The organism is Bradyrhizobium sp. CAR08, from assembly GCF_052871955.1.
In genome coordinates this window covers 164,954-189,209 of sequence record NZ_JBIXJX010000007.1, presented here as the reverse complement: position 1 = coordinate 189,209, position 24,256 = coordinate 164,954, and the positions used below count along the sequence as shown (strand labels likewise).

Sequence of the window (24,256 nt, the reverse complement as noted above, 5' to 3'; positions counted from 1 at the left end):
TAGCTCATTTGTTCATGATATGTTCTAATATAAAGCTAACGACGCCCCGGGAGTCAATCGAATTGGCGGGCCTTGGGATTCATGAGCTGAATCAAAGGGATTCCAATATGGACGTGCAACGCAAGCTGGAAATCCTGGCGGACGCCGCCAAGTACGACGCGTCCTGCGCCTCCAGCGGCACCGAGAGGCGGGATTCCAGCGACGGCAAGGGCATGGGATCGACCGCGCCCGGCATGGGCATTTGCCATTCTTACGCGCCGGACGGCCGCTGCATCTCGCTGCTCAAGGTGCTGCTGACCAACGCCTGCAACTACGACTGCCTCTATTGCGTCAACCGGGCCTCCTCCAACGTGCCGCGTGCCCGCTTCACCATCGACGAAGTCGTCAAGCTGACGCTCGACTTCTACCGGCGCAATTACATCGAAGGACTGTTTCTCTCCTCCGGCATCATCCGCAACCCCGACTACACCATGGAGCAGGTGGTGAGCGTCGCGCGCAAACTGCGCGAGGAGCATCACTTCCGCGGTTACATCCATCTCAAGACGATCCCCGAGGCCGACGACGCATTGATCTCCGAGGCCGGCAAATATGCCGACCGTCTCTCCATCAACATCGAGATGCCGCAGGAGACGAGCCTGCAGCAATTCGCGCCCGAGAAAGACGTGCGCGCGATCCGCCGCACCATGGGCCGGCTGCGGCTGAAGCTGGACGAGGCCGAGGAAAGCCGCAGCGCGAACACAAAAGCCAAGCCGCAGCGCTTCGCACCGGCCGGCCAAAGCACGCAGATGATCGTCGGCGCCGACGCGGCCTCCGACCACACCATCCTCCACACCAGCGCCAATCTCTACGGTTCATACAGGCTGAGGCGCGTCTATTATTCCGCGTTCAGCCCGATCCCCGATGCCAGCCGCGCGCTGCCTCTGCGCGCGCCGCCCTTGCTGCGCGAGCACCGTCTCTATCAGGCCGATTGGCTGATGCGGTTCTACGGCTTCGACGTCGGCGAGATCGTCGACGATAGCGCGATGCTGCCGCTCGACATCGATCCAAAACTCGCCTGGGCGCTGCGTCACCGCGACCGCTTCCCGCTCGACGTCAACCGCGCCAGCCGCGAGGAGTTGTTGCGCGTGCCGGGCTTCGGCACCAAGGCGGTCGAGCGCATCATCGCGGCGCGCCGCACGACCACGATCCGCGTCGCCGACCTCGCGCGGCTGCATGTGCCCCGCAACAAGGCGCTGCCGTTCATCGTCCTCAGCGATCACAAGCCCCCGCCGCATCGCCTCGACGAGGCACTGTTGATCGAACGGTTCAAGCCGGCAACGCAACTGGGATTTGGATTCTGATGCAGTACATCACCCTCGAGAACGAAACCGATTTCGACGGCTGGCGTAAAGCCGCACGTAGCCTCGTGCTTCACCAAACGAAACCGGCCGATGTCACCTGGGCCGTGCAGGGCGGCGAAGCGGAGCTGTTCGCGACGCCCTCGCCGTCTGCGCTGCCGGCGGCTGGCGACGGTACCTTCAACGTGCCGGCAAAATTCGTCGAGCTCGCCAAGGCCGCGATCCTGCATCGCGATCCCGAGCGTTTCGCGATCCTCTATCGCCTGCTGTTTCGGCTGAAGGACAATCACGACCTCATCGAGGTCGCGACCGATCACGATGTCGCGCAAGTCGCGGCCATGGCAAAGGCGGTCTACCGCGACGAGCACAAGATGCATGCCTTCGTGCGCTTCCGTGAGATCGGCAGGGAACGCGAAGCACACTACGTCGCCTGGTTCGAGCCGGAGCATCACATCGTCGAGCTCGCCGCGCCGTTCTTCGCCAAGCGCTTTGCCGACATGCCCTGGTCGATCCTGACGCCGGATTTGTGCGCGCATTGGGATGGCCACGCGCTCTCGTTCACATCAGGCGTCAGCAAGAGCGAGGCACCGAGCGAAGACCGGCTGGAGGAAACCTGGCGGCGCTACTACGCCAGCATCTTCAATCCGGCCCGCCTGAAGGTGAAGGCAATGCAGACCGAGATGCCGAAGAAATATTGGAGGAACCTGCCCGAGGCTTCGATCATTAAGCCCCTGATTGAGGACGCCGAGCGCATGACCGGCGCCATGATCGTCAATGCCCCAACCGATCCGCACAAGCCTCAAAAGCGGCCGGAGGCTCCGATGAAACGCAAGACCGCTGCCGACGATCTCGAAGCGCTCCGCGAGGAGGCCGCCCACTGCCGCGCCTGCCATCTCTACAAGGACGCCACCCAGACCGTGTTCGGCGAGGGTCCGAAGTCCGCCAATATCATGCTGGTCGGCGAACAACCTGGCGACAAGGAAGACCTCGCCGGCCATCCCTTCGTCGGTCCAGCCGGCCAGATGCTCGACAAGGCGCTGCAGGAGGCCGGCGTCGACCGCAAGAAGGTCTATGTCACCAACGCGGTGAAACACTTCAAATTCGTACCGCGCGGCAAGATTCGCCTGCATCAGAAGCCGAATACGCCGGAGATAAAGGCCTGCCGGCAGTGGTATGAGCGGGAGGTCTCCGTCATCCAGCCCGATCTCATCGTCGCGATGGGCGCGACCGCCGCGCAGAGCGTGTTCGGCAAGATCACCCCGATCGGAAAGAACCGCGGCCGGCTCATCGACCTGCCCGACGGTCACAAGGCGCTGGTGACGGTGCACCCGTCCTATCTGCTGCGGCTGCCCGATCCGGAAGCCAAGGTGCTGGAATATCGGCGCTTTGTCGAAGATTTGAAGATCGTCGCCGGGTTGCAGAAGAAAGCCGCGCGCGCCGCCTGAATACGGGCGGGAAAACCCCTTTCAGGCCTCGCCTGTCATCCAGCCTTCAAATCCATCGCGGACAATAGCCCCTACAGAAAGTTAAGGGGCCTCCAGACATGACCGATGTTGCATTCGACCGCGCGGTAGCCGATCCCGCGCCGATCCAGCCGGCCTCGCGGCCAAATCTCGACAAGGGCTTCAATCCGCTGACGATGATCCTGTTCTTCGGCATCCTCGCCGCGGGCCTGCTCTATGTGGCCTACAGCATCTATTCGGATGTCGATGCGACCGGCACGCGGGTCACGAGCTATCTGCCCTACATCCTCTTGTTTGTCGCGCTGCTGATCGCGCTCGGCTTCGAATTCGTCAACGGCTTCCACGACACCGCCAACGCGGTAGCGACCGTGATCTACACCCATTCGCTGCCGGCCGAAGTCGCGGTGATGTGGTCGGGTTTCTTCAACTTTCTCGGCGTGCTGCTCTCGTCCGGCGCGGTCGCCTTCGGCATCGTCTCGCTGCTACCGGTCGAGCTGATCCTGCAGGTCGGCTCCAGCGCCGGTTTCGCGATGGTGTTCGCGCTGCTGATCGCCGCGATCCTTTGGAACCTCGGCACCTGGTATTTCGGCCTGCCGGCCTCCTCCTCGCACACGCTGATCGGCTCGATCATCGGAGTCGGCGTTGCGAACGCGCTGATGCGCGGCCGCGACGGCACCTCGGGCGTGGACTGGGGCAAGGCTACGGAGATCGGCTATGCGCTTCTGTTGTCGCCACTGGTCGGCTTCGTCTGCGCCGCCGGCCTGCTTCTGCTGCTCAAGCTGATCATCAAGAACCCGGCGCTCTATGCCGCCCCTGAGGGTCACAAAGCCCCGCCGATGTGGATTCGCGGCCTGCTGATCCTGACCTGCACCGGCGTCAGCTTCGCCCATGGTTCGAACGACGGCCAGAAGGGCATGGGCCTGATCATGTTGATCCTGATCGGCACCGTGCCCACAGCCTATGCGCTCAACCGCGCATTGCCGGAGTCGCAGGTCGCCCAGTTCGCGAAGGTCTCGGATGCCGCCTCCAAGGTGGTTGCGGCCAAGGGCGCCGGCCATGCGATCATCGGCGATCCCCGTCCTGCGGTGACGCAGTACGTCACCTCGCATCACATCAGCGAAGGCACCTACCCTTCGCTGTCAGTGCTGGTGAAGGATGTCGGCGAGCAGGTCGCGAAATACGGTTCGCTGAACAAGGTGCCGGCGGAAGTCGTCGGCAACACCCGCAACGACATGTACCTGACTTCGGAAGCGATCCGATTCCTGATGAAGGACAAGGAAAACGACCTCAGCAAGGAAGAGGTCGCGACCTTGAACGCCTACAAGGGCGGGCTAGACAGCGCGACCAAGTTCATCCCGACCTGGGTGAAGGTCGCGGTCGCGATCGCGCTCGGCCTCGGCACCATGATCGGCTGGAAGCGCATCGTCGTCACCGTCGGCGAGAAGATCGGCAAGACCCATCTCACCTACGCGCAGGGTGCCTCCGCCGAGCTCGTCGCCGCCGCCACGATCGGCGCCGCCGACGTGTTCGGGCTGCCGGTCTCGACCACCCACGTGCTGTCGTCCGGCGTCGCCGGCACCATGGCCGCGAACGGTTCGGGTCTCCAGGTCGCCACCATCAGGAACATGGTGATGGCCTGGGTGCTGACCTTGCCCGTCGCGATCCTGTTGTCGGGCACGCTGTACGTGATCTTCTCGCGGATCTTCTGAAGCCGATCACTTCACTCGAAGACAAAGGGCCCGTGCGATGCGCGGGCCCTTTTCGTTTGTGCTTTCGGCTTGATCTTGCGCTTGGCCTTACGATGCCGCGAGCGATTGCTCGACCAGCTTGACCCAGTACGACGTGCCGTAAACGATGGCCTCGTCGTCGAAATTGTAGGCGGGGTGATGCAGGCCGGCGCTGTCGCCGTTGCCGCAGAAGATGAAGGCGCCGGGGCGCGCCTCCAGCATATAGGCGAAATCCTCGCCACCCATCAGCGGCGACATCTCGAGCACATTGGCCTCGCCCGCAACTTGCCCGGCGATGCGACGCGCGATCTCGGTCTCCGCGGCGTGATTGTTCACCACGGGATAATTCCGCTTGTAGTGCAGATCGATCTTGGCGCCTGTGATCTGCGCCACGCCCGCCACAACCTCGTGGACGCGCTTCTCCACCAGCTTGCGCACCTCCGGCGACAGCGTGCGGATGGTGCCCCTCAGTGTCGCGGTTTGTGGAATCACGTTACGGGCATTGCCTGCGTGGAACTCGCAGATCGAAATCACGGCCGATTCCAGCGGATCGACGCTGCGCGCAACGATCGACTGCAGCGCCGTGATCACCTGTGCACCGACCAGAACGGAATCCACACATTTGTGCGGCCGCGCGGCATGGCCGCCGAGGCCCTCGATCATGATATCGACCTCATCGGTCGCCGCCATGATCGGACCCGGCCGGATCGCGAACGAGCCCACCGGAATGCCCGGACCGTTGTGCATGCCGTAGACCTGCTCGATGCCGAAGCGCTCCATCATTCCGTCCTTGACCATGGCCAAGCCGCCGGCGCCACCCTCCTCGGCCGGCTGGAAGATCACCACGGCATCGCCGGCGAAGTTGCGGGTCTCAGCGAGATAACGCGCAGCACCGAGCAGCATCGCGGTGTGGCCGTCATGGCCGCAGGCGTGCATCTTGCCCGGGGTCTTCGAAGCGTAAGGCACGTTGGTCTGTTCCTCGACCGGCAGCGCATCCATGTCGGCACGCAGGCCGATGGCCTTGAGGCCCTCGCCGGCCGGCTTGCTGCCCTTGATCACGCCGACCACGCCGGTCTGGCCGATCCCCGTCACGACCTGATCGCAACCGAATTCGCGCAGGCGGTCTGCGACGAATGCTGCGGTGCGGTGGACGTCATAGAGCAGCTCCGGATGCTGGTGGATGTCCCGGCGCCAGGCCTGAATATCGGGTTGAAGGTCGGCGACGCGGTTCACGATGGGCATGGAGGGTCTCAAGCTTTGTTGAAAATGCAGGCCTGTCTACCATGCAAGCACCAGTCCACCCAACTGGCGGGGATCGGGGTGTAGCCCCGACTCACAGGCATGGCCGGACTTGTCCCAGCCATCCACGTCTGACTATTAGAACGGAAAGCGCGTGGATGCCCCGGACAGCCCGGGCATGACGCCTGTTGGGTGGAAGCAGAATGCCAAGGCGGCTCGAAGGTGAGTTTGACTACATTGTCGTTGGGGCCGGCACGGCGGGCTGCATCCTCGCCAACCGGCTGTCGGCCGATTCCAGCAATCGCGTCCTCGTCCTCGAAGCCGGCGGCGACGACAACTGGATCTGGTTCCACATTCCCGTCGGCTATCTCTTCGCCATCGGCAATCCGCGCTCGGACTGGATGTTCAGGACCGAGGCCGAGCCCGGCCTGAACGGCCGCTCGCTTGCCTATCCCCGTGGCAAGGTGATCGGCGGTTCTTCGGCGATCAACGCCATGATCTCGATGCGTGGACAGGCCGCCGATTACGATCACTGGCGCCAGCTCGGCATGACCGGCTGGGGTTATGACGACGTGCTGCCGCTGTTCAAACGGCTCGAGGATCACTTCCTCGGCGCGAGCGAGCATCACGGCGCCGGCGGCGGCTGGCGCATCGAGGCGCCGCGGCTGTCCTGGGACATACTGGATGCCGTGGGCGATGCGGCTGAGGAGATGGGCATCAAGCGCATCCCGGATTTCAATACCGGCGACAACGAAGGCACCAGCTATTTCCACGTCAATCAGAAGCGCGGCCGGCGCTGGTCGTCGGCGCGCGGCTTTCTCAAGCCGGTATTGAACCGCCCGAACCTGCGGCTCGAAAAGCATGTGCTGGTCGATCGTCTGATCATCGAACAGGGCCGCGCCGTCGGCGTTCGCTTCATCCAGAACGGCGAGATCATCGAGGTGCGTGCGAAACGCGAGGTGGTCCTCTCGGCAGGCGCGATTGGTTCGGTACAGGTGCTGCATCGCTCCGGCATCGGACCTGCCGACTGGCTGTCGCCGCTCGGCATCGACATCGTGATGGACAAGCCCGGCGTCGGCCGCAATCTGCAGGATCATCTGCAGCAGCGCGCGATCTACAAGGTCGAAGGCGTGCGCACACTGAACGAGACCTACTACAACCTGGTTCGACGCGGCCTGATGGGCCTTGACTACGCCTTCCGCCGCCGCGGGCCGTTGACCATGGCGCCGTCGCAGCTCGGCATCTTCACCCGCTCCGATGCGACGCGCGCACGCGCCAACATCCAGTTCCACGTGCAACCGCTGTCGCTCGACAAGTTCAGCGATCCCCTGCACCGCTTTCCCGCGATCACGGTGAGCGCCTGCAATCTCCAGCCGACATCGCGTGGCACCGTACGTCTGCGTTCGGCGGCGCCGGACGAGAAGCCCATCATCGCGCCGAATTATCTTTCAACGGACGACGATCGTCAGGTCGGCGCCGATGCCATCCGCACCACCCGCCGCCTGATGCAGCAGAAGGCCTTGGCAAAATACCGCCCAAGCGAATATCTGCCCGGCCCCGCCGTCGGCGACGACGATGCCTCTCTGGCCAAGGCCGCCGGCGACATCGGCACCACCATCTTCCATCCCGTCGGTACCGCGAAGATGGGCGCAGCAAATGATCCGATGGCGGTGGTCGACGAACGCCTGCGCTTCTACGGTCTCGGCAGCCTTCGCATTGTCGATGCCTCGATCATGCCGACCATCACGTCTGGCAACACCAACACGCCGACCGCGATGATCGCCGAGAAAGGCGCGACGATGATTTTGGAGGATGCAAAGTGAATGCGTAGCTTTGATCGGGCGTAGCGAAATCCAGGGAGTATTGTAAGTCTGGTCCCGTGTTCCGCTACGCTCCATACGGGCTACGCGTCCAACCACCTCACGAAAACGTCATCGCGTCCGGGAATAAGTCCCCTCCTCTGCCAATCACATCTCCGAAGCCCAATTCCGGGCGGAGTGGAGCTGCGCGATGAGCGGACACGATCACGGTGAGGACGGCTTAAGCCGCCGCAAGGTGTTGGAATGTATGACCTGGGCGGGCACCGGGGTGCTCTGGACCGTCACCGGTGGCGTCCCGCGCTCGCTCGGCATCATCGATTCCGCGCAGGCTGCGACCGCGGCGGCGCCCGGAATGACCTTCCTCCAGATCAGCGACAGCCATGTCGGCTTCGACAAGCCGGCCAATCCCAACGCGCTCGGCACGCTGGAGGAAGCCGTCAACAAGATCAACGCGATGCCGGTCAAGCCGTCCTTCATGATCCACACTGGCGACATCACGCATCTCTCCAAGGCCGCCGAGTTCGACAATGCCGATCGCATCATCTCGCAGAGCAAGCTCGACGTGCACTACGTGCCCGGCGAGCATGATTTCCTCGACGAGGACGTGAAGTTTTATCGCGAGCGCTACGGCCGCGGTACCAAGGGCGCAGGCTGGTATTCGTTCGACGCCGGCGGCGTGCACTTCATCGGCCTCGTCAATGTCGTCGACCTCAAGGCCGGCGGCCTCGGCAATCTCGGTGCCGAGCAGCTCGCCTGGCTCGAGGACGATCTGCGCGGCAAGTCGAAATCGACGCCGATCGTGCTGTTCGCCCACATTCCGCTCTGGACCGTCTACCCCGAATGGGGCTGGGGCACCGAGGACGGTGCTCGCGCGCTGGACCAGGTGAAAGGCTTTGGTTCGGTCACCGTGCTGAACGGCCACATTCACCAGGTGATGCAGAAGGTCGAGGGTAACGTCACGTTCCATACCGCACGTTCGACCGCCTTCCCGCAGCCCGCGCCCGGGGCGGCTCCTTCGCCCGGACCGATGAAGGTCGAGGACGCAAAGCTCCGCGCGATGCTTGGCGTTGCCAGCATCAACTTCAAGCAGAACGAGCAGCGGCTCGCGATCATCGACACGCCGCTCCAGGGTTGATGCAAGGCTAACGGAAGCTGACAATGAAGATTCTCAATCGCCGCGACCTCGGTGTCGCCTTCGGTCTCGCTCTGGCCGCGGCCATGCTATTACCCGTCACAACCGCCCGTGCCGAGGACATGGAGGTGCATATCGACAACTTCGTCTTCCAGCCGGCCGAGCTCAGGATCAAGGTCGGCACCACCGTGACCTGGACCAACCGGGACGACATCCCCCACACCGTGGTGTCGGCCGGCAAATTCAGGTCCAAGACCCTGGACACTGACGACAAGTTCTCGTTCACCTTCACCAATGCGGGCGACTACAAATATTTTTGTTCTCTGCACCCGCACATGACGGGGATGATCAAGGTTGAGTAACACCTCGAACCAAGGCATCAACGTCTTGCCCGGCCGGTGGTCCCACACCGGCCGGGCCCGTGTGCCTTCGGTCACACTCAGGGACGAAACGAATAGGGACGAGACGATCAGCGACGAAACCAAGCAACGAGCAGAACAAGAGGCAAAGCGAGGAGCGATGCCCGCCAACGACGATTTGCAGAAGGCGCAACGCTTCCGCGAGGCGGCGCTGCCCCATCTCGACGACGTCTACACGCTCGCGCGCTATCTCTTGCGTGACCCCTCCGATGCCGAGGACGCGGTGCAGGAGTGCTATCTGCGCGCGCTGAAGCATTTCGACAGCTATCGTGGGCCGGCGATAAAGCCTTGGCTATTCGCGATCCTGCGTAACGTCTGCAATGCCGAATATGCACGGCGCGCACACAGGCACACCGCGATCGAGGATACGCCCGGCGCTGCCGAGCAGACGCCGATCTGGCAGGAGACCGAGGCCAGCCCCGAAACCGAAGTGCTGCGCAGCCGCGATGCGAGCGCGATCCGCAAGCTGATCGACGCGCTCGCCGAGCCGTTCAAGGAAACGTTCGTGCTGCGGGAGATCAACAACCTGTCCTATCGTGAAATCGCCGAGGCCGCTGGCGTGCCCGTCGGCACTGTGATGTCCCGCCTCGCCCGCGCCCGCGCCATGCTGCGCGCGGGCTGGACGGCGGATGAGGAGCAAGCAAGATGACCTGCGACGAAGCAAGAATCCTGCTTCACGCGCTGCTCGACAACGAGCTCGATGCCGGCCACGCGCGCGAGGTCGAAGCCCATATCGCCGGCTGCCCGGCCTGCGCTGCGGAGTTCGCCGCGCAGCGCGAGATGCAGCGCGTGCTCGCAGACGCCGATTTGCGCTACACCGCACCGGCGAGCCTGCGTGCGCGTATCGAGGCCTCGCTGCCGCAGCCGCAGCATCAACAGCCGAGCCGCCGCTCCGTGCTGCGCGGCTTTGCGATGGGCTCGGCAGTCTCCGCGCTCGCCGCCTCCGGCGTCGTCGCATTGGTGCTGCGCCAGGACGACCAGCAGCGCATCCTGTCGGAGGTCGTCTCCGCGCATCTGCGCTCGCTCCAGGCCGGCCACCTCATCGACGTGGTCTCGACCGACCAGCACACGGTGAAGCCGTGGTTCAACGGCAAGCTCGACGTCGCCCCGCCCGTGATCGACCTCACCGCACAAGGCTTTACGCTGGTCGGCGGCAGGCTCGATTATATCGACGCCCGCGCCATCGGTGCGGTCGTCTATAAGCGCCGGCAGCACGTGGTGAATTTGTTCGTATCGCAGACATCGAACGCGGAATACCGCGCACCCAGGACCGAAGCCATGCAGGGCTTCAACTGCCGGCGCTGGGGCAATCGCGGCCTGAACTTCTGGGCCGTCAGCGATCTCGGCGCAGACGAGCTTGCCGAATTCGTCGACAAGTTCGAGGCGGCGATGAACGGTTAGCTTCTGCGCATGCCGTCATTCGAGCGGAGGAAATCGTTCGAAGACGGGCAGTTCGTGAGCCCGCACCATCCAGCCAATCCGCTCGGCGACCTGAATGTGCATCGTCGCCGGAACGGCATCAGGGTCATCATAGGTGCCGCTCTGGATATCGATGATATCGGGCATCAGGTTTTCGTTGATGTAGAACAGCCCCGTGCCGCAATCGGCACAGAAGTGACGTCGTCCATGTTCGGATGATTGATAGATCTTCGGCTGACCGCGCACGACTTTGACCGCCTTGAGCGAATACATCACCCAGCCAACCATCGGTGCCCCGGAGTGACGGCGGCAATCCGCGCAATGGCAGAGCGCATGCACCATCATGTCGCCGTTCACTTCATAGCGGATGGCGCCGCAATGACAGCCGCCAGTCAAAGGCATCGCCCACTCCTCTCCCGGTCAGGTCAATGCCGGGAAATAAGCGTCGATTTGGAATTTCGGGAGACGGACTGCTTCAGCAGGTCGCACGTCGCGACATCAGGCCGCAGCAGAGGCCTTACGCAGACCTTCGCACCGCATTGTCCACCAGCGTCTTGCCGAGCGACCAAATCGCGCCGGGGACCTTGTGGCTGCCGGCGATGACGTCGTCGAAGGCGCGCTCGATCCAGCCGCAATCTTCCTCGGTGATGGTGAGCGGCGGCAGAAGCTTGATGGTGTGGCTGCCATGGCCGGCGACTTGCGTGAGGATCTTGTGGTCCTTGAACAGCGGCACGGTGATGAGCTGGCAGAACAGACCCTTGTTGGCTGCCTCCAGCACGTTCCAGGACGCCCGCAGCCGCAGCGATTTCGGCGGACCGAACTCGACGCCGATCATCAGGCCCTTGCCGCGGACCTCCTTCAACAGCTCGTAGCCGGGCACCATGCGCGTGAGCGCGAGGCGCAGCTCGGCACCGCGCTTGGCGGCGGACTCGATCAGCTTCTCGGACTCCATGATGTCAAGCGTGGCGATGCCCGCAGCCATCGCCAGGTCGTTCTTGGAGAAGGTCGAGCCGTGCACGACGGCGCGGTCCATCTGGTTGAATATCTTGTCGAAGATGCTTTTGCGCGTCAGCACCGCGCCGACCGGCACATGGCCGCCGGACAGCGACTTCGACAGCAGCACCATGTCGGGCTCGACGTTCCAGTGCTCGACCGCGAGGAAGCGGCCGGTGCGGCCCATGCCGGTCTGGATCTCGTCGGCGACGAACAGCGTGCCGTATTTCTTGCAGAGCGCAGCTGCACCCGGCAGGAACTCGTCGGTGGGCATGTTGACGCCCTTGCCCTGGATTGGCTCGACGACGAAGGCCGCCACCTCGCGCGAGGCCAGCGCCTTTTCGAGCGCGGCGAGATCGTTGAACGGGATCGAAGTGCATCCCGGCAGCAGCGGCTCGAAGCCGGTGCGGAAGTTCGAATCACCGGTCAGCGACAGCGCGCCATAGGTCAGGCCGTGATAGCCGTGGGCACAATAGACGATCCCCGGACGACCGGTGGCGCCGCGGGCGAACTTGATCGCCGCTTCGACGCATTCGGCGCCGGAATTGGCGAAGAACGCCTTATCAAGATAGGGGACGTATTTCAGGAGCCGCTCGGCGAGCACGCCGGCGAGCACCGAGACGTCGAACTGGACGAGGTTGGGCAGGTCGGCATCGAGCACGCTCTTGAGCGCCTCGCGCATGACAGGATGATTGCGCCCGATCGCAAACACGCCAAAACCGGACAAGAGGTCGAGATAGCGCGCCCCGTCGCGGTCGTAGAGATACTGTCCCTGCCCCTTCTGGAAGCCGACATCGTAGCCGATGGTCTTCAGAACCCGAACGAACTGCTCGTTCAGATGCCGATTATGCAGGGCGCTGCGCTGGGCCTGGCGGTCCGCGAACAGCTGAGACATGTCTGGATTTGGGCTGTGCATCCGCTACATACTTCGGTTGAGGGCCGTCTCGTCAACTGAAAACGGAACGTCGCTGAAAACGGTCTGTGCGGCCTTTTGCCCTTTTTCGGACCATCTTCGCAAGCAGAGCTTTAGACCATGTTGCACTGCCAAGGAACTATCATGCGTTTAGCCCTTTACACCGGACTAATACTGGCTGGCGGTTACACCTGCCTGAACCCGGCGCTCGCGGCCGATCCGACCGGCGACTGGCGGGTTGCCGACGGCGTCGCCAACATTCGTGTCGCCCAATGCAATGGCAGCATGTGGGGCGCGGTTTCCTGGGAAAAACAGCCCGGGGGCCGCGACGAGAACAATCCGGACGCGTCGAAAAAGACCCGGCCCACGCTGGGCATGGCGACCCTGATCGACATGAAGAAAAAGCCCGGCGCCGATCAATGGGAAGGTCAGGTCTACAATGCCAAGGACGGCCAGCTCTACAGCGCAACCATCACGCCGGTTGGCACCGACCAGCTCGAGATCAAGGGCTGCGTGATGGGGTTCCTGTGCGGTGGCGAGACCTGGACCCGGGTCAGCCCCCCGATTCCCTTGAGCTCCGCCAACGCCATGGCCAAGGGCGCGCCGAAGCCCACCGGCGCGGCGTCGAAAGCCCCGGGAACGACCGGCGCTACGGTGGCGCAGCCTGCGCCCGCAGCCCCGAAGGCCGCCGGCACCGCCAAACCCGGTCAGAAGGGCGCCGCCGACCAGGTCGGCGACATCTGCCTACTCCCTGAGATTGCGGGGTTTGCCCATTAGGGCAGGCTGAAACAGCAGCACGGCGGCGAGCGTCGTCACCAGCGACAACGCCAGCAGCTTGCCCATGCTGGACGTGCCGGGATGGCTCGACAGCCAAAGGCTGCCGAACGCGGTGGCCGTTGTCAGCGCGCTGAAAAAGATCGCGCGCGTCAGGCTGGTCTGGAGCAGGTTTGTCCTGCCCGAGCGCCAGGCCACGACATAGTAGATCTTGAAGGCCACGCCGACGCCGAGCAGCAGCGGGAACGCGACGATATTGGCGAAGTTGAGCGGCAAGCCGATCAGCACGCAGATCTCGAGCGTGACCGCGCCTGCCACCAACAGCGGCACCAGCGTCATCAACACGTCGACGAACCGGCGCAGCGTGATCCACAGTAATAGGCCGATCACCAGCAGCGCATAGATTCCGGCATGGATGAACGCCTTCACCACGGTGTCGCCGGATTTCAGGATCGAGACCGGACCGCCGATCGCGGTCGGCTCGGCAACGAGCACCGCCGCCGCAAATTTGCGTAGCGTGTCGTTGTCGTTGGGATCACCCTTCGGCAGCGCCTCGACGCGGATGATACCGTCCTTGCTCTTCCAGGCGCTGACGAGATCTGCCGGCAATGACTTCAGGGTGACCGGCTCGGCCTGCAACGCGTTCCGGAGCTGGTCGAACACGATCTTCATCGGCGCGACGAACACGTCCTGCGCCTTGTTCCGTGTGGCTTCATCGGCATTGGCGAGCTTTTCCAGCGCATCCGCGAGCCGACGCGAGGCAACCGCACCCGGGCCCTTCGCATCGCCTGCGGTCCGGCGCAGATTGTCGACCGACGATTTCAGCGCATCGACGTTTTCCTTGTCCGACGGCGCGGCGTCGATCTGGTCGGGATTGAGCGCGGGGTTCAGCACCTTGGCGCCCTGCGCGAGCAGCTTCAGCTTCGGCGGCTGGTCTTCAGGAACGAAGCTGTTGAGCGACATCACCCGCAACACCTCCGGCACCTTCTCCAGCTTCGCCTCCACCTGCCTTGCCTGCTCTTCCGACGTGGTCATCACGTTGATGGCATTGGCGCCCGTGTTGGGATCCTTGCGCAAGTCGAGGAAGGTCGCGATCGACTCTGCCTTCGGGTTGCGCAGATTCATCGGGTTGAAGTCGAACTTCATGAAATAGAGCAGCGGCAGGCCGGCGACCGCCAGAAACATGGTGCCACCGACGACCAGCACGCGGTGCTTCTCCAGGAAGTGATCGAGCGGCGCCAGGAAGGCATAGCCGACCGGCTCTTTCTCACCGGGCGGGTTCAACAGCTTCAGCATCGCCGGGAGCACGGTGATGCTAGTGAGGAACGCGACCAGCATGCCGACGCCGGCGATCTGGCCGAGTTCGGCGATACCCTTGTAGTCCGTGGGGATGAAGCAGAGGAAGCCAGCCGCGGTCGCCATTGCCGCCAGCGACAACGGAATTGCCGAGCGCTTGGCGGCCAGGATCAGCGCACCGGAGAGATCGTTGTGCTTGTAGCGCTCGGAGCGATAGCGGACGCTGTACTGGATGCCGAAATCGACGCCGAGGCCGACGAACAGCACGGCGAATGCGATCGACAGCAAATTGAGCGAGCCCACCATCATCAGGCCGGCGGCGGTGGTCAGCGCAAGACCGACGAAGAGATTGACGAACACCGCGAAGATGATCTTCGCCGAATGCAGCGCCAGCCACAGGATGAGCAGCACGACGAGGACCGTGCCGATGCCATTGACGACGGCGCCTTCCTGGACGGTTGCATATTCCTCGTTGGCGATCGGGACCGGCCCGGTCAGCCGGACTCGCGCCTGATATTTGGTGGCAAAATCCAGATCGGCTGCGGCCTTGCGGATCGCGTCGGTTGCGCCCTTGCCGGGCTCAAGCGCGTTGTAGTCGAGGATCGGCTTGAACTCGATGAAGGCGCGCTTGTCCGAATCCGTCAGCGGCTCGTCACTGACGAGCTGGCGCCAGGAGAACGTCGCATTGCCCTTGTTGAGCACGGTCTCGACCGTTTGCGCGATCTGGTTGAAGGGCCGTTCGGTGTTGTCGAGCTTGACCTGCCCGCGCTTGACGCCGGCAAGTCCCGTCTCGAGCGCGCCGGTCAGGCCGCGGATCGAGGGATCGCCCGCCATGATCTCGATCAGGGGTGCTGCGGATTCGAACTGGCCGGTGACCTTGGCAACTTCCTCTGTCGGCAGGAACAACAGACCATTCTTCTCGAAGAACTCGCCGGTGCCGAGCTGCTGCATCGACTGGAATTCGGTCTTGTTGTCCTTCAGCTTGGCATAGAGCGCGTCCGACGCCGCGGTCGCCATCTCCGGCGTCTTGGCTTCGACCACCGCCGTAATCGTCGCATCGCGGTCGAAGGCGCGATCGAACTGCTGGTCGCGTTGGCGCCAGTCCAGATTTTGGGCAATCAGCGAGTTGATGTCGGTGTTGATGGCGAAATGCTGGGACGTGTAATAGCCCGCCCCCACCGCCAGCAGGAGCCCGAGAACGACGACGAGGGAGGCAAACCGGGTGCAGGCCCTGACGATGGCAACGACGACGCTTTGCAGCACTACTTTTCTTTCTGCGGTTAACAGCTTGCCGGAAACGCCCGCTGTTTAACGGAGTTCCCGGCCGAAACCTATTGCTGTTTTGAGTGGTTATCGCCGTCAGAAGCTTCGAGGTAAACGGCGGAAGACCATGGCATTATCATGCGGGCCATCGGTATAGCCGAGGAGTTGAGGCGGGAAAGTGACGAAGCGTGCGCACAAATGTCGCCACGTTGCTGCCACGGGCACCCTCTACTATAATACCGCCAAACTGATCCGGCAGGGAACCAAAGTTCATTCCACCTTTCCTTACTGCCGATTTTTTGACACAAAGTACTGCACCTCCATGCACCGGGGCCCCGGCAGGGGTGGGCGGCTACCGCGTGCGCCGAACCGATGGTGCGGATATTGCAACTCATTGGTTCGTATCGGGGTGTCCCCTGAACTTGAGAGCGGATTGGTGCAACTTGCGTGATGGCCGTCCAATGGAAGTTTATCTGGCGCAACCGCGCGGCTTTTGCGCGGGGGTAGTGCGTGCGATCGAGATCGTGGAACGGGCGCTGGAGAAGTACGGCCCGCCCGTCTACGTGCGCCATGAGATCGTGCACAACAAGTACGTCGTCGAGAGCCTGAAGAACAAGGGCGCGATCTTCGTCGAGGAACTGTCGGAGGTGCCGCCGAAGGCGGTGACGGTCTTCAGCGCTCATGGCGTCGCCCGCAGCGTCGAGGAAGAAGCGGCCGCGCGCGACCTTCCGGTGCTCAATGCCACCTGCCCCTTGGTCACGAAAGTTCACAATCAGGGGAAGCGCTACATCGCCAGGGGCCGCACCCTGATCCTGATCGGCCATGCCGGCCACCCCGAGGTCGAGGGTACGATGGGCCAGGTTCCCGCCCCCGTACTGCTGGTCCAAAGCGTTGAAGAGGTTAAGGCCCTTGAGCTGCCGGCGGATACGCCAGTGGCCTATATCACCCAGACCACCCTGTCGGTGGATGACACAAAGGACATCATTTCGGCCCTGCAGGCCCGCTTTACAGATATTCAAGGCCCGGATATCCGGGATATCTGCTATGCGACACAGAACCGCCAATCTGCGGTAAGGGACTTGAGCAAGCTGGTCGACGTGATCTTGGTGGTGGGCGCTGCCAATAGCTCGAATTCGAACCGGCTCCGCGAAATCGGCACTGAGGCCGGTGTCGCGAGTTATCTGATTGCCGACGGCAGCGCGCTCAATCCGGAGTGGTTGAAAGATGCCAGAACCGTCGGTGTCACGGCTGGCGCTTCGGCGCCCGAGGTACTCGTGGATGACGTGATCGAAGCAATGCGGCGGATCGGACCGGTCAAGGTCTCGGTGCTCCCGGGCCGCGAGGAAAACATCGAATTCCGGCTTCCGGCCGAACTGGCTGCGAGCTGACCCACCCGAATTTCAAGCCCAGAAAGAAACTTGTAATGGCTATCCCCTTCTTCAAGGAAATGCGTATCGGCGGCTATTTGATCAAGCAGAAGCTGCTTGGCCGCAAGCGCTATCCGCTCGTGCTGATGCTGGAACCGCTGTTTCGCTGCAACCTCGCCTGCGTCGGCTGCGGCAAGATCGATTATCCGGATGCGATCCTCAACCGCCGCATGACGGCGCAGGAGTGCTGGGACGCGGCCGACGAGTGCGGTGCGCCTATGGTCGCCATTCCCGGCGGCGAGCCGCTGATCCACAAGGAGATCGGCGAGATCGTGCGCGGCCTCGTCGCGCGCAAGAAGTTCGTCTCGCTCTGCACCAACGCGCTGTTGCTCGAGAAGAAGCTCGATCTGTTCGAGCCCTCGCCCTACCTGTTCTTCTCCGTGCATCTCGACGGCCTGAAGGAGCACCACGACAAGGCCGTGTCGCAGAAGGGCGTGTTCGACCGCGCCGTCTCCGCGATCAAGGCGGCCAAGGCCCGCGGCTTCACCGTCAACGTCAACGCCACCATCTTCGACGGCCACCCGGCCGAAGAGATCGCCAAATTCCTCGACCTGACCGTCGAGCTCGGCGTCGGCGTCTCGATGTCGCCGGGCTACGCCTATGAGCGCGCGCCGGACCAGGAGCACTTCCTCAACCGCACCAAGACCAAGAAGCTGTTCCGCGACGTCTTTGCGATGGGCAAGGGCAAGAAGTGGAATTTCATGCATTCCGGCCTGTTCCTGGACTTCCTCGCCGGCAACCAGGAATACGAGTGCACGCCCTGGGGCATGCCCGCGCGCAACATCTTCGGCTGGCAGAAGCCCTGCTATTTGCTCGGTGAAGGCTATGCAAAAACCTTCAAGGAGCTGATGGACACCACCGACTGGGAGACCTACGGCACCGGCAAGTACGAGAAGTGCGCCGACTGTATGGCCCATTGCGGCTACGAGCCGACGGCGGCGACCGCCGCCATCAACAACCCGCTGAAGGCGATGTGGGTGTCGCTGCGCGGCATCAGGACCACGGGTCCGATGGCGCCGGAGATCGACATGTCCAAGCAGCGTCCTGCGCAGTACATCTTCTCCGCGGAAGTGCAGAAGCGCCTGTCGGAGATCCGCAAGGACGAGGCCGCCGCCGCACAGGAGAAGGCCGCACGGAAGGCGTCGACCGCCGCGTAAGCGCGCTAGTCCCACCAACAAGAAAAGGCCCGATCGCGAATGGCGACCGGGCCTTTTGTTTTTAGTGATCGCAGAACCCGCTCAGGCCGCCTCGGAGACCAGCGCCTCGCTGTCGACCAGTTCGGTGCCGATCAGGAAGTCGCGGCAGCCGCGCAGGCTGCGTAGCGCGCGGTTGAAGTCGAGGCCGGTCGAGACCAGTCCGTGCAGCGCAGTCGGGTTGCGCGCGATGCCGCGCAGCACGGCCAGCACGTCGATCTGGCCATTCGGCTTGATGGCGGCGCGGGCGAGCGCCGGCAGCGCGCGATGGGCGGGATCGCTGATGACGCGGACCGCGGCGAACGGCAAGCCGGCCTCGGCGGCGTAGGCCGCCGCGATGTGGCTTTCCATGTCGACGGCGGCCGCTCCCGTCTCCGAATGCAGCGCCGCCTTGCAGGAGCGCCCCGTGACCACTTCCTCGGCACCCGCGAGGCTGCCGCGCACAACGCGGCGGCGCCCCGACGTCAGGCGGTCGATGAGGTCGTCGCCGAGCGAGAGGCCAGCGGCCCAGCGGGTATCGCCCGCGAGCACCTCGGTCGCCAGCACGACGTCGCCGGAGCGCAGCGTCGGGTCGAGCCCGCCGGCCACGCCGAAGGAGATCACACCGCGAATCGTCTCGGGATCCAGCACCGTCAACAGCGCCCGCAACTGGGTGGGGCTGCTCGACGAACAGATGACCGCCATGCCAGGCCCGGCCGCGATGCGGGCCTCCTGAACCAGTCCAGTCACGATCAATATCGGCCGCGGATCAACGGTTTGACCCGCGGTAAGATGGTCCCCCGTCCCCAAAGTCACATTCCGACCCCTACCACCCTGCTGTTGGTGTTCCGCAAGTTCCGATACCGCGCCAACGCCCACAGCGGGAAGAACTTCGGATAACCATGGTACCGTAGATAGAATACACGGGGAAAGCCCGTGGCGGTGTACCGCTGTTCGTCCCACAGTCCTTTTTCGTTCTGTGTTGCAATCAGGTACTCCACCCCGCGGGCGACGGCCGGGTGATCAACCTCGCCAGCAGCCATCAAGGCAAGCAAGGCCCATGCCGTTTGCGAGGCGGTCGAGGGGGCGGCCTCCCAGCCCCGGTAGTCCAACCGGTAGCTGACGGCATCCTCGCCCCAGCCGCCGTCCTGGTTCTGGATCGAGGCCAGCCAGCCGGCGGCTTTCCGGATCATGGGATCGTCATGGCGGACGCCGGCCATGTTGAGGGCGCACAGCACCGACCAGGTTCCGTAGATGAAGTTCATGCCCCAGCGGCCGTACCAGGACCCTTCGGAGTGCTGGGTCTTGCGCAGGTAGGCGATCCCGTCCGCGACATGCTTGCTGGTCTCCGCGGTCTCGCCGAGCTGGGCCAGCATCGAGACGCAGCGGGCGGTGACGTCCTCGGTCGGTGGATCGAGCAGTGCGCCATGGTCCGAGAACGGGATGTTGTTCAGGTAATATTCGAGATTGTTGACGTCGAAGGCGGCCCAGCCGCCGTCGTTGCTCTGCATGCCCTCGATCCACTCCCGGGCACGGTCGATCGCGGCGTCATAGCCGGCCGCACCGTGCTCCCGGCGCATCCGGTCCATCGACATCACGACCACCGCGGTGTCGTCGAGATCGGGATAATGGGCATTGTTGTACTGGAAGGCCCAGCCGCCCGGGCGTACGTCGGGCCGCTTCACCGCCCAGTCGCCCTTCACCTCGAGCTCCTGCTTCGGGATCAGCCAGTCGAGACCCTGCTTGGCGGCCGGCACCGCCTTGTCGCCGCCGGCTTCGAGCAGCGCGTGGGCGGTCAGCGTCGTGTCCCACACCGGCGAGACGCAGGGCTGGCAATAGGCTTCGTCGTCCTTGATCACGAGCAGCTTGTCGATGCCCCGGCGCGTGATCGCGCGCGGCGGGAAGTTCTCGTCCTTGCCGAGCGCGTCGTACATCATGACGATGTTGGCCATCGGCGGATAGATCGCGCCCATGCCGTCCTCGCCGTTCAGCCGCTCCTCGGTGAAGGCGAGCGCCGCGTCGATGGCGCGTTTGCGCAGGCTCTTGGGAAACATCGGCTCGACCACGCGCAAAATGCCGTCGAGCGCGCGGAACAGCACGAACCAGGCCATGCTCTGGTGCGGCGCCTTGGCGGTCATGCCGATCGAGCGCGGATCCTGCAGGAACAGCTCGTCGATGCCGACGCCCTTGGGATTCTTCGCCCGTGGCTTCAGCGCGGCGATGACCATCAGCGGCACCATGGTGGTGCGCGCCCAGTAGGAGATCTTGTTGATGTGGAACGGCGACCAGAACGGCAGCAGCACGATCTCGATCGGCAGCACCGGTACCGCGCGCCAGGTCACGACGCCAAACATCGCAAGCATGAAGCGCGTGAAGACATTGCTGTGAATGGCGCCGCCGCGGGAATGGATCGCCTCGCGCGCACGCACCATGTGCGGCGCGTCGATGGAATCCCCGATCATCTTCAGCGCGAAATACGCCTTGACGCTGGCGCTCATGTCGAACTCGCCGTCATGCACCAGCGGCCAGCCGCCATGGGCGCCCTGCACGCGGCGAAGATAATTGGCGATCTTGGCTTCGAGCACGGCATCGACCGGCTCGGCGAGATAATGGCGCAGCAGGACGTATTCGGCCGGAATCGTGCAATCTGCCTCGAGCTCGAACACCCAATGGCCGTCGGGTTGCTGGAAGCCGAGGACGCCTTCGGTGGCCGACGCAATGCTCGATTCCAAGTTCCTGAATTCTTGGGCTTCGCGGCTGGTCGCGTTCACGGAATCCATCTCGCTCGATTGCTCCGATAGTCGATTGAATGGGCCGAAATTGACCGGGACAAATGCCCGTCAGGGCCGCCTGTCACTATCCCTTGGCGGCCAGAACCAGATCGGCGGCGCGATCACCGGATCGGACCGATCCCTCGATGGTTGCAGGCAATCCCGTAGCAGTCCAATCGCCTGCAAGAAACAGGTTTTTCAGCGCAGTGACCGGCCCTGGACGCAGGGCATTCTGCGCCGGCGTCGCCGCAAATGTGGCACGGCGCTCGCGCACGATCTGCCAGGGGGGCAGCTCGCCGGAAACACCGCCCGCCTTGCAGACGTCGTTCCAGATCGCCTGCGCGAGTTCCTCGCGCGGCATGTCGACCAGACGGTCGCCGTTGCTGATGGTGACGGACAGCCGGTTCGGGAACGAAAACAGCCATTCCACGACGCCGCCGATCACGCCGAGGATCGGTGCCGATCCCGCCGGCGGCTCGACGCGGAAATGCGCATTCACGATGGCGCGGAATTCGGTCGGCGTCTTCAGGCCCGGCAGCAGGTTGGAGGCAGCGCGCGGCGGCACCGCCATCACGACGACGTCGCCTTCGCTGATCTGGATCACATCCTCGCCGCCGAAATTCAGCGCGCCGACTTTGCCGTCATGGGTCGCAAACGAGCGCAGCTCATGGCCGAGCTGAACGCTGTGCCCGCGCCCCTGCAGGAACGTCACGGCGGGCTCGATCAGTACCGCGCTGAGCCCGTCGCGCGCGATCAGGGGACGGCAGGCCTGCCCGCCGGCGAGCAGCGTCTCGCGCACGATCGCGCCGGCAAGCCCCGCCGAGCCTTCGGGTGGATCGACGTTGAGGGCCGCGAGCAGCAGAGGCTGCACCAGGCGCTGATAGAGAACGCCTTCGCACGGAATTGACTTGCCGACCAGCGTCTCTTCCGATGCCCAGATCAGCGGCGCCAGCTTCAGATAATCGGTCAGCCCAGTGTCGGGGACGCGGCGGCTCTCGTCGAGCACCCAGGTCGGGAGCCGGCCGTCGCCGAGGTCGATCTGCCAGCGCTGCCCGGTCTTGAGATCGACGAAGGGAAACTGCGCGCGCTCCGGACCGACGAGGCCCGCCTCGGTCCCGATCGAACGCGCATAGGCGCGCGCATGGCTATTGCCGGACAGCAGCAGATGGTTGCCGTTGTCGATGGTGAGATTGGTGGCGCCGTCGAAATAGGAACGGCAACGGCCGCCGGCCTGCTGCGTCGCTTCGTGCACGGCGACCTTGAAGCCGGCATTGGCAAGTCGCACGGCGACGGAGAGGCCGGAGATTCCAGCGCCAATGATGTGAGCTGTTTTTTGCATCAGATAAGAGCGTATCGGAGCAGGATGGCGATACGTGTGATCTTCGACACACGCACCGGCTCGCGCGGCGCGTTGAACCCGCGCGCGATCAGGAGATCCAGAATGGCATGATAGTATTTCGACATCATCCGCGGCGCGCGCACCGCGCGGCGCCGGTTGCGGTTCATGATCTCGTCCGACTTCTCGAAATACACTTTTGCGCGCTGCGCCAGTGGCAGGCAGACCTTCGGCAGCGCGCGCTCGACGATCACGCGGTCCGGATCGTTGGAGGTGATGCCGGCATGCAGCAGCGCTTCGCGCGGCAGATAGAGCCGGCCGAGGCCCGCGTCCTCGTCGATGTCGCGCAGGATGTTGGTGAGCTGGAGCGCGCGGCCGAGATGATGGGCGAGCTCGATGCCGTCTTCTTCTGGCAAGCCGAAGACCCGGACCGACAGCCGCCCTACGGCGCTCGCGACGCGATCGCAGTAGAGATCCAGCGTCGCCATGTCGGGCGCGCGGATGTCCTGCGGCACGTCCATCTCCATGCCGTCGACGATGGCGAGGAAATCCTCGCGCTTGAGGCCGAAGGTCTTCACCGAGGTGACGTAGTCCTTCAGCCGCGGCGGCGGATTGCCCTGGTAGAGCGCATCGATGTCGTTGCGCCACGCCTGAAGGGCGGCGAGCCGTTCGTCGCGCGGGCCATCGGAATCGGCGATGTCGTCGACCTGGCGGCAGAAGCTGTAGATCTGGAACATCGCTTCACGCTGGTCGTGCGGCAGGATGCGCATCGCGGCGTAGAACGAACTGCCGGATGCGGTCGAGCCATAATTGGCGCCGGGCGAGGTCGCCTCAAGCGTCATGTGCAGTCCCCGGTCTGGAAATGGCCTTGCGTCCGACCGTGCGGCGGCCGACTTCGCCGATCATGCCGGCGAGGCTGAAGGTGAGGAGCTCGAGCTTGTTCAGGTGCACGCGCTCGCGCAGGGGATCGCGCACCTTCAACAGGCGCACGATGCGGTCGGCATAGGCCTGGATCACCGAGACCTCGACGCCGAGGCGGAAATCCCGGATCTCCGCAGCTAGCGACCTGCCCTCGGCGAGCAGCGCTTCGTTGCGGACGGCGAGAGCCTGAAGGCAGGCCAGCATCGCCGGTGGCGACTGCGCCAGTCCGAGCTGCTCGACCGAGGCGCCACTCGCGGCCAGCGCATCGCGCGGCAGATAGACGCGGTTGAGCTCGCGGAAATCCTTGCCGCAATCCTGGAGGTGGTTGTTGATCTGCAGCGCTGCGCAGAGCGCATCTGACGCGGCCCAGGTCGAGGTGCTCTCACCATGGACGTCGAGCATGAAGCGGCCGACCGGCATCGCCGAGTAGCGGCAATAATGGATGACCTCGTCCCAATTCTCGTAGCGCAACTTGGTCACGTCCATACGGAACGCGATGAGCACGTCGAGCGCGTGGCGCGACGCCATGCCGCGTTCGGCCAGTGCGTGCCGCAGGCTGACGGCCTCGGCCTGGGTGTCGCCTTTGCCGAGCAATTCCGCCTCGAGCAGGTCGAGATAAGCGAGCTTCTCGTCCGGGGGCAGCGTGGCGTGGTCGGCGATGTCGTCGGCGGTGCGGACGAAATTGTAATACGCCAGGATCAGCGCGCGATGACGCGGATGAATGATCCAGGACGCGACGGGAAAATTCTCGTCGCGCTCACCCTTGCCGGATCGCAATTCGCTCGCAGAGGTCATCGAGGGCTGGTCTACAATCGTTTGGACAGGAAGGGCTTT

At 63.9% G+C, this 24,256-nt stretch carries 20 protein-coding genes; 11 read left to right on the top strand and 9 right to left on the bottom strand.

What is annotated here, in order from left to right; genetic code table 11:
- The first annotated feature begins 107 nt into the window (after nucleotides 1-107).
- The 3 genes from ACIPUD_RS16770 (at nucleotide 108) to ACIPUD_RS16760 (ending at nucleotide 4,509) form a co-directional block, all read left to right on the top strand.
- Nucleotides 108-1,340: a putative DNA modification/repair radical SAM protein gene (locus tag ACIPUD_RS16770; RefSeq protein ID WP_247371039.1), complete on the top strand. Its 1,233-nt coding sequence runs from the start codon at nucleotides 108-110 to the stop codon at nucleotides 1,338-1,340.
- Nucleotides 1,340-2,782, top strand: a complete 1,443-nt coding sequence (locus ACIPUD_RS16765; RefSeq protein ID WP_446481175.1) for a UdgX family uracil-DNA binding protein — start codon at nucleotides 1,340-1,342, stop codon at nucleotides 2,780-2,782. Before ACIPUD_RS16770 ends, ACIPUD_RS16765 begins: the two co-directional genes overlap by 1 nt.
- Before the next feature lie 98 nt (nucleotides 2,783-2,880).
- Nucleotides 2,881-4,509, top strand: a complete 1,629-nt coding sequence (locus ACIPUD_RS16760; RefSeq protein WP_446481174.1) for an inorganic phosphate transporter — start codon at nucleotides 2,881-2,883, stop codon at nucleotides 4,507-4,509.
- An 87-nt stretch (nucleotides 4,510-4,596) separates the two neighbouring features.
- Here ACIPUD_RS16760 and ACIPUD_RS16755 read toward each other — a convergent pair whose 3' ends face one another.
- On the bottom strand, nucleotides 4,597-5,769 hold the full coding sequence (locus ACIPUD_RS16755) for a M20 aminoacylase family protein (RefSeq protein WP_446481173.1): 1,173 nt from the start codon (nucleotides 5,767-5,769) through the stop codon (nucleotides 4,597-4,599).
- 200 nt (nucleotides 5,770-5,969) lie between these two features.
- On the opposite strand from ACIPUD_RS16755, the gene ACIPUD_RS16750 reads away from it, so the two are divergent.
- The 5 genes from ACIPUD_RS16750 to ACIPUD_RS16730 all read left to right on the top strand — a co-directional run bounded on the left by ACIPUD_RS16750 (nucleotide 5,970) and on the right by ACIPUD_RS16730 (nucleotide 10,538).
- On the top strand, nucleotides 5,970-7,589 hold the full coding sequence (locus ACIPUD_RS16750; RefSeq protein ID WP_446481172.1) for a GMC family oxidoreductase: 1,620 nt from the start codon (nucleotides 5,970-5,972) through the stop codon (nucleotides 7,587-7,589).
- A 187-nt stretch (nucleotides 7,590-7,776) separates the two neighbouring features.
- Complete coding sequence (locus ACIPUD_RS16745) at nucleotides 7,777-8,721, top strand: metallophosphoesterase family protein (RefSeq protein ID WP_247371055.1); 945 nt, start codon at nucleotides 7,777-7,779, stop codon at nucleotides 8,719-8,721.
- Between the two features lie 23 nt (nucleotides 8,722-8,744).
- On the top strand, nucleotides 8,745-9,080 hold the full coding sequence (locus tag ACIPUD_RS16740; RefSeq protein WP_247394006.1) for a cupredoxin domain-containing protein: 336 nt from the start codon (nucleotides 8,745-8,747) through the stop codon (nucleotides 9,078-9,080).
- Between the two features lie 157 nt (nucleotides 9,081-9,237).
- Nucleotides 9,238-9,786, top strand: coding sequence for a sigma-70 family RNA polymerase sigma factor (locus ACIPUD_RS16735; protein WP_247394035.1), 549 nt, complete (start codon nucleotides 9,238-9,240; stop codon nucleotides 9,784-9,786).
- On the top strand, nucleotides 9,783-10,538 hold the full coding sequence (locus ACIPUD_RS16730; protein ID WP_085362348.1) for an anti-sigma factor family protein: 756 nt from the start codon (nucleotides 9,783-9,785) through the stop codon (nucleotides 10,536-10,538). The genes ACIPUD_RS16735 and ACIPUD_RS16730 overlap by 4 nt, the downstream gene beginning before the upstream one ends.
- Before the next feature lie 15 nt (nucleotides 10,539-10,553).
- Here the strand turns inward: ACIPUD_RS16730 and ACIPUD_RS16725 are convergent, their stop codons facing one another.
- Together ACIPUD_RS16725 and hpnO are read right to left on the bottom strand one after the other, a co-directional pair.
- Nucleotides 10,554-10,958: a GFA family protein gene (locus ACIPUD_RS16725; RefSeq protein ID WP_085362347.1), complete on the bottom strand. Its 405-nt coding sequence runs from the start codon at nucleotides 10,956-10,958 to the stop codon at nucleotides 10,554-10,556.
- Between the two features lie 115 nt (nucleotides 10,959-11,073).
- Nucleotides 11,074-12,465 (bottom strand): aminobacteriohopanetriol synthase HpnO, encoded by a 1,392-nt coding sequence (gene hpnO, locus ACIPUD_RS16720; protein WP_026233264.1) that lies wholly within the window; start codon nucleotides 12,463-12,465, stop codon nucleotides 11,074-11,076.
- Between the two features lie 141 nt (nucleotides 12,466-12,606).
- Here hpnO and ACIPUD_RS16715 point away from each other — a divergent pair, with 141 nt between their 5' ends.
- Complete coding sequence (locus ACIPUD_RS16715) at nucleotides 12,607-13,239, top strand: DUF2147 domain-containing protein (protein ID WP_018456917.1); 633 nt, start codon at nucleotides 12,607-12,609, stop codon at nucleotides 13,237-13,239.
- Here ACIPUD_RS16715 and hpnN read toward each other — a convergent pair.
- Nucleotides 13,207-15,795: a hopanoid transporter HpnN gene (hpnN, locus tag ACIPUD_RS16710; RefSeq protein WP_018456918.1), complete on the bottom strand. Its 2,589-nt coding sequence runs from the start codon at nucleotides 15,793-15,795 to the stop codon at nucleotides 13,207-13,209. The two genes, ACIPUD_RS16715 and hpnN, sit on opposite strands and share 33 nt — an antisense overlap.
- Before the next feature lie 461 nt (nucleotides 15,796-16,256).
- Here hpnN and ispH point away from each other — a divergent pair, with 461 nt between their 5' ends.
- Both ispH and hpnH read left to right on the top strand, forming a co-directional pair.
- On the top strand, nucleotides 16,257-17,183 hold the full coding sequence (gene ispH / locus ACIPUD_RS16705; protein ID WP_035993095.1) for a 4-hydroxy-3-methylbut-2-enyl diphosphate reductase: 927 nt from the start codon (nucleotides 16,257-16,259) through the stop codon (nucleotides 17,181-17,183).
- A gap of 35 nt (nucleotides 17,184-17,218) precedes the next feature.
- Nucleotides 17,219-18,379: an adenosyl-hopene transferase HpnH gene (gene hpnH, locus ACIPUD_RS16700; RefSeq protein WP_007593619.1), complete on the top strand. Its 1,161-nt coding sequence runs from the start codon at nucleotides 17,219-17,221 to the stop codon at nucleotides 18,377-18,379.
- 81 nt (nucleotides 18,380-18,460) lie between these two features.
- Here the strand turns inward: hpnH and ACIPUD_RS16695 are convergent, their stop codons facing one another.
- From ACIPUD_RS16695 to hpnC, 5 genes are all read right to left on the bottom strand, one after another.
- Nucleotides 18,461-19,210 carry a phosphorylase gene (locus tag ACIPUD_RS16695; RefSeq protein ID WP_446481171.1) on the bottom strand — a complete coding sequence of 250 codons (750 nt, stop codon included), beginning with the start codon at nucleotides 19,208-19,210 and terminating at the stop codon, nucleotides 18,461-18,463.
- Nucleotides 19,207-21,174: a squalene--hopene cyclase gene (shc, locus tag ACIPUD_RS16690; protein WP_085352236.1), complete on the bottom strand. Its 1,968-nt coding sequence runs from the start codon at nucleotides 21,172-21,174 to the stop codon at nucleotides 19,207-19,209. The genes ACIPUD_RS16695 and shc overlap by 4 nt, the downstream gene beginning before the upstream one ends.
- 76 nt (nucleotides 21,175-21,250) lie before the next feature.
- Nucleotides 21,251-22,504, bottom strand: a complete 1,254-nt coding sequence (gene hpnE / locus ACIPUD_RS16685) for a hydroxysqualene dehydroxylase HpnE (RefSeq protein ID WP_085352235.1) — start codon at nucleotides 22,502-22,504, stop codon at nucleotides 21,251-21,253.
- Nucleotides 22,504-23,343, bottom strand: a complete 840-nt coding sequence (gene hpnD, locus ACIPUD_RS16680; protein ID WP_018456923.1) for a presqualene diphosphate synthase HpnD — start codon at nucleotides 23,341-23,343, stop codon at nucleotides 22,504-22,506. Before hpnD ends, hpnE begins: the two co-directional genes overlap by 1 nt.
- Nucleotides 23,333-24,217 carry a squalene synthase HpnC gene (gene hpnC / locus ACIPUD_RS16675; protein ID WP_018456924.1) on the bottom strand — a complete coding sequence of 295 codons (885 nt, stop codon included), beginning with the start codon at nucleotides 24,215-24,217 and terminating at the stop codon, nucleotides 23,333-23,335. The genes hpnD and hpnC overlap by 11 nt, the downstream gene beginning before the upstream one ends.
- Between the last annotated feature and the right edge of the window lie 39 nt (nucleotides 24,218-24,256).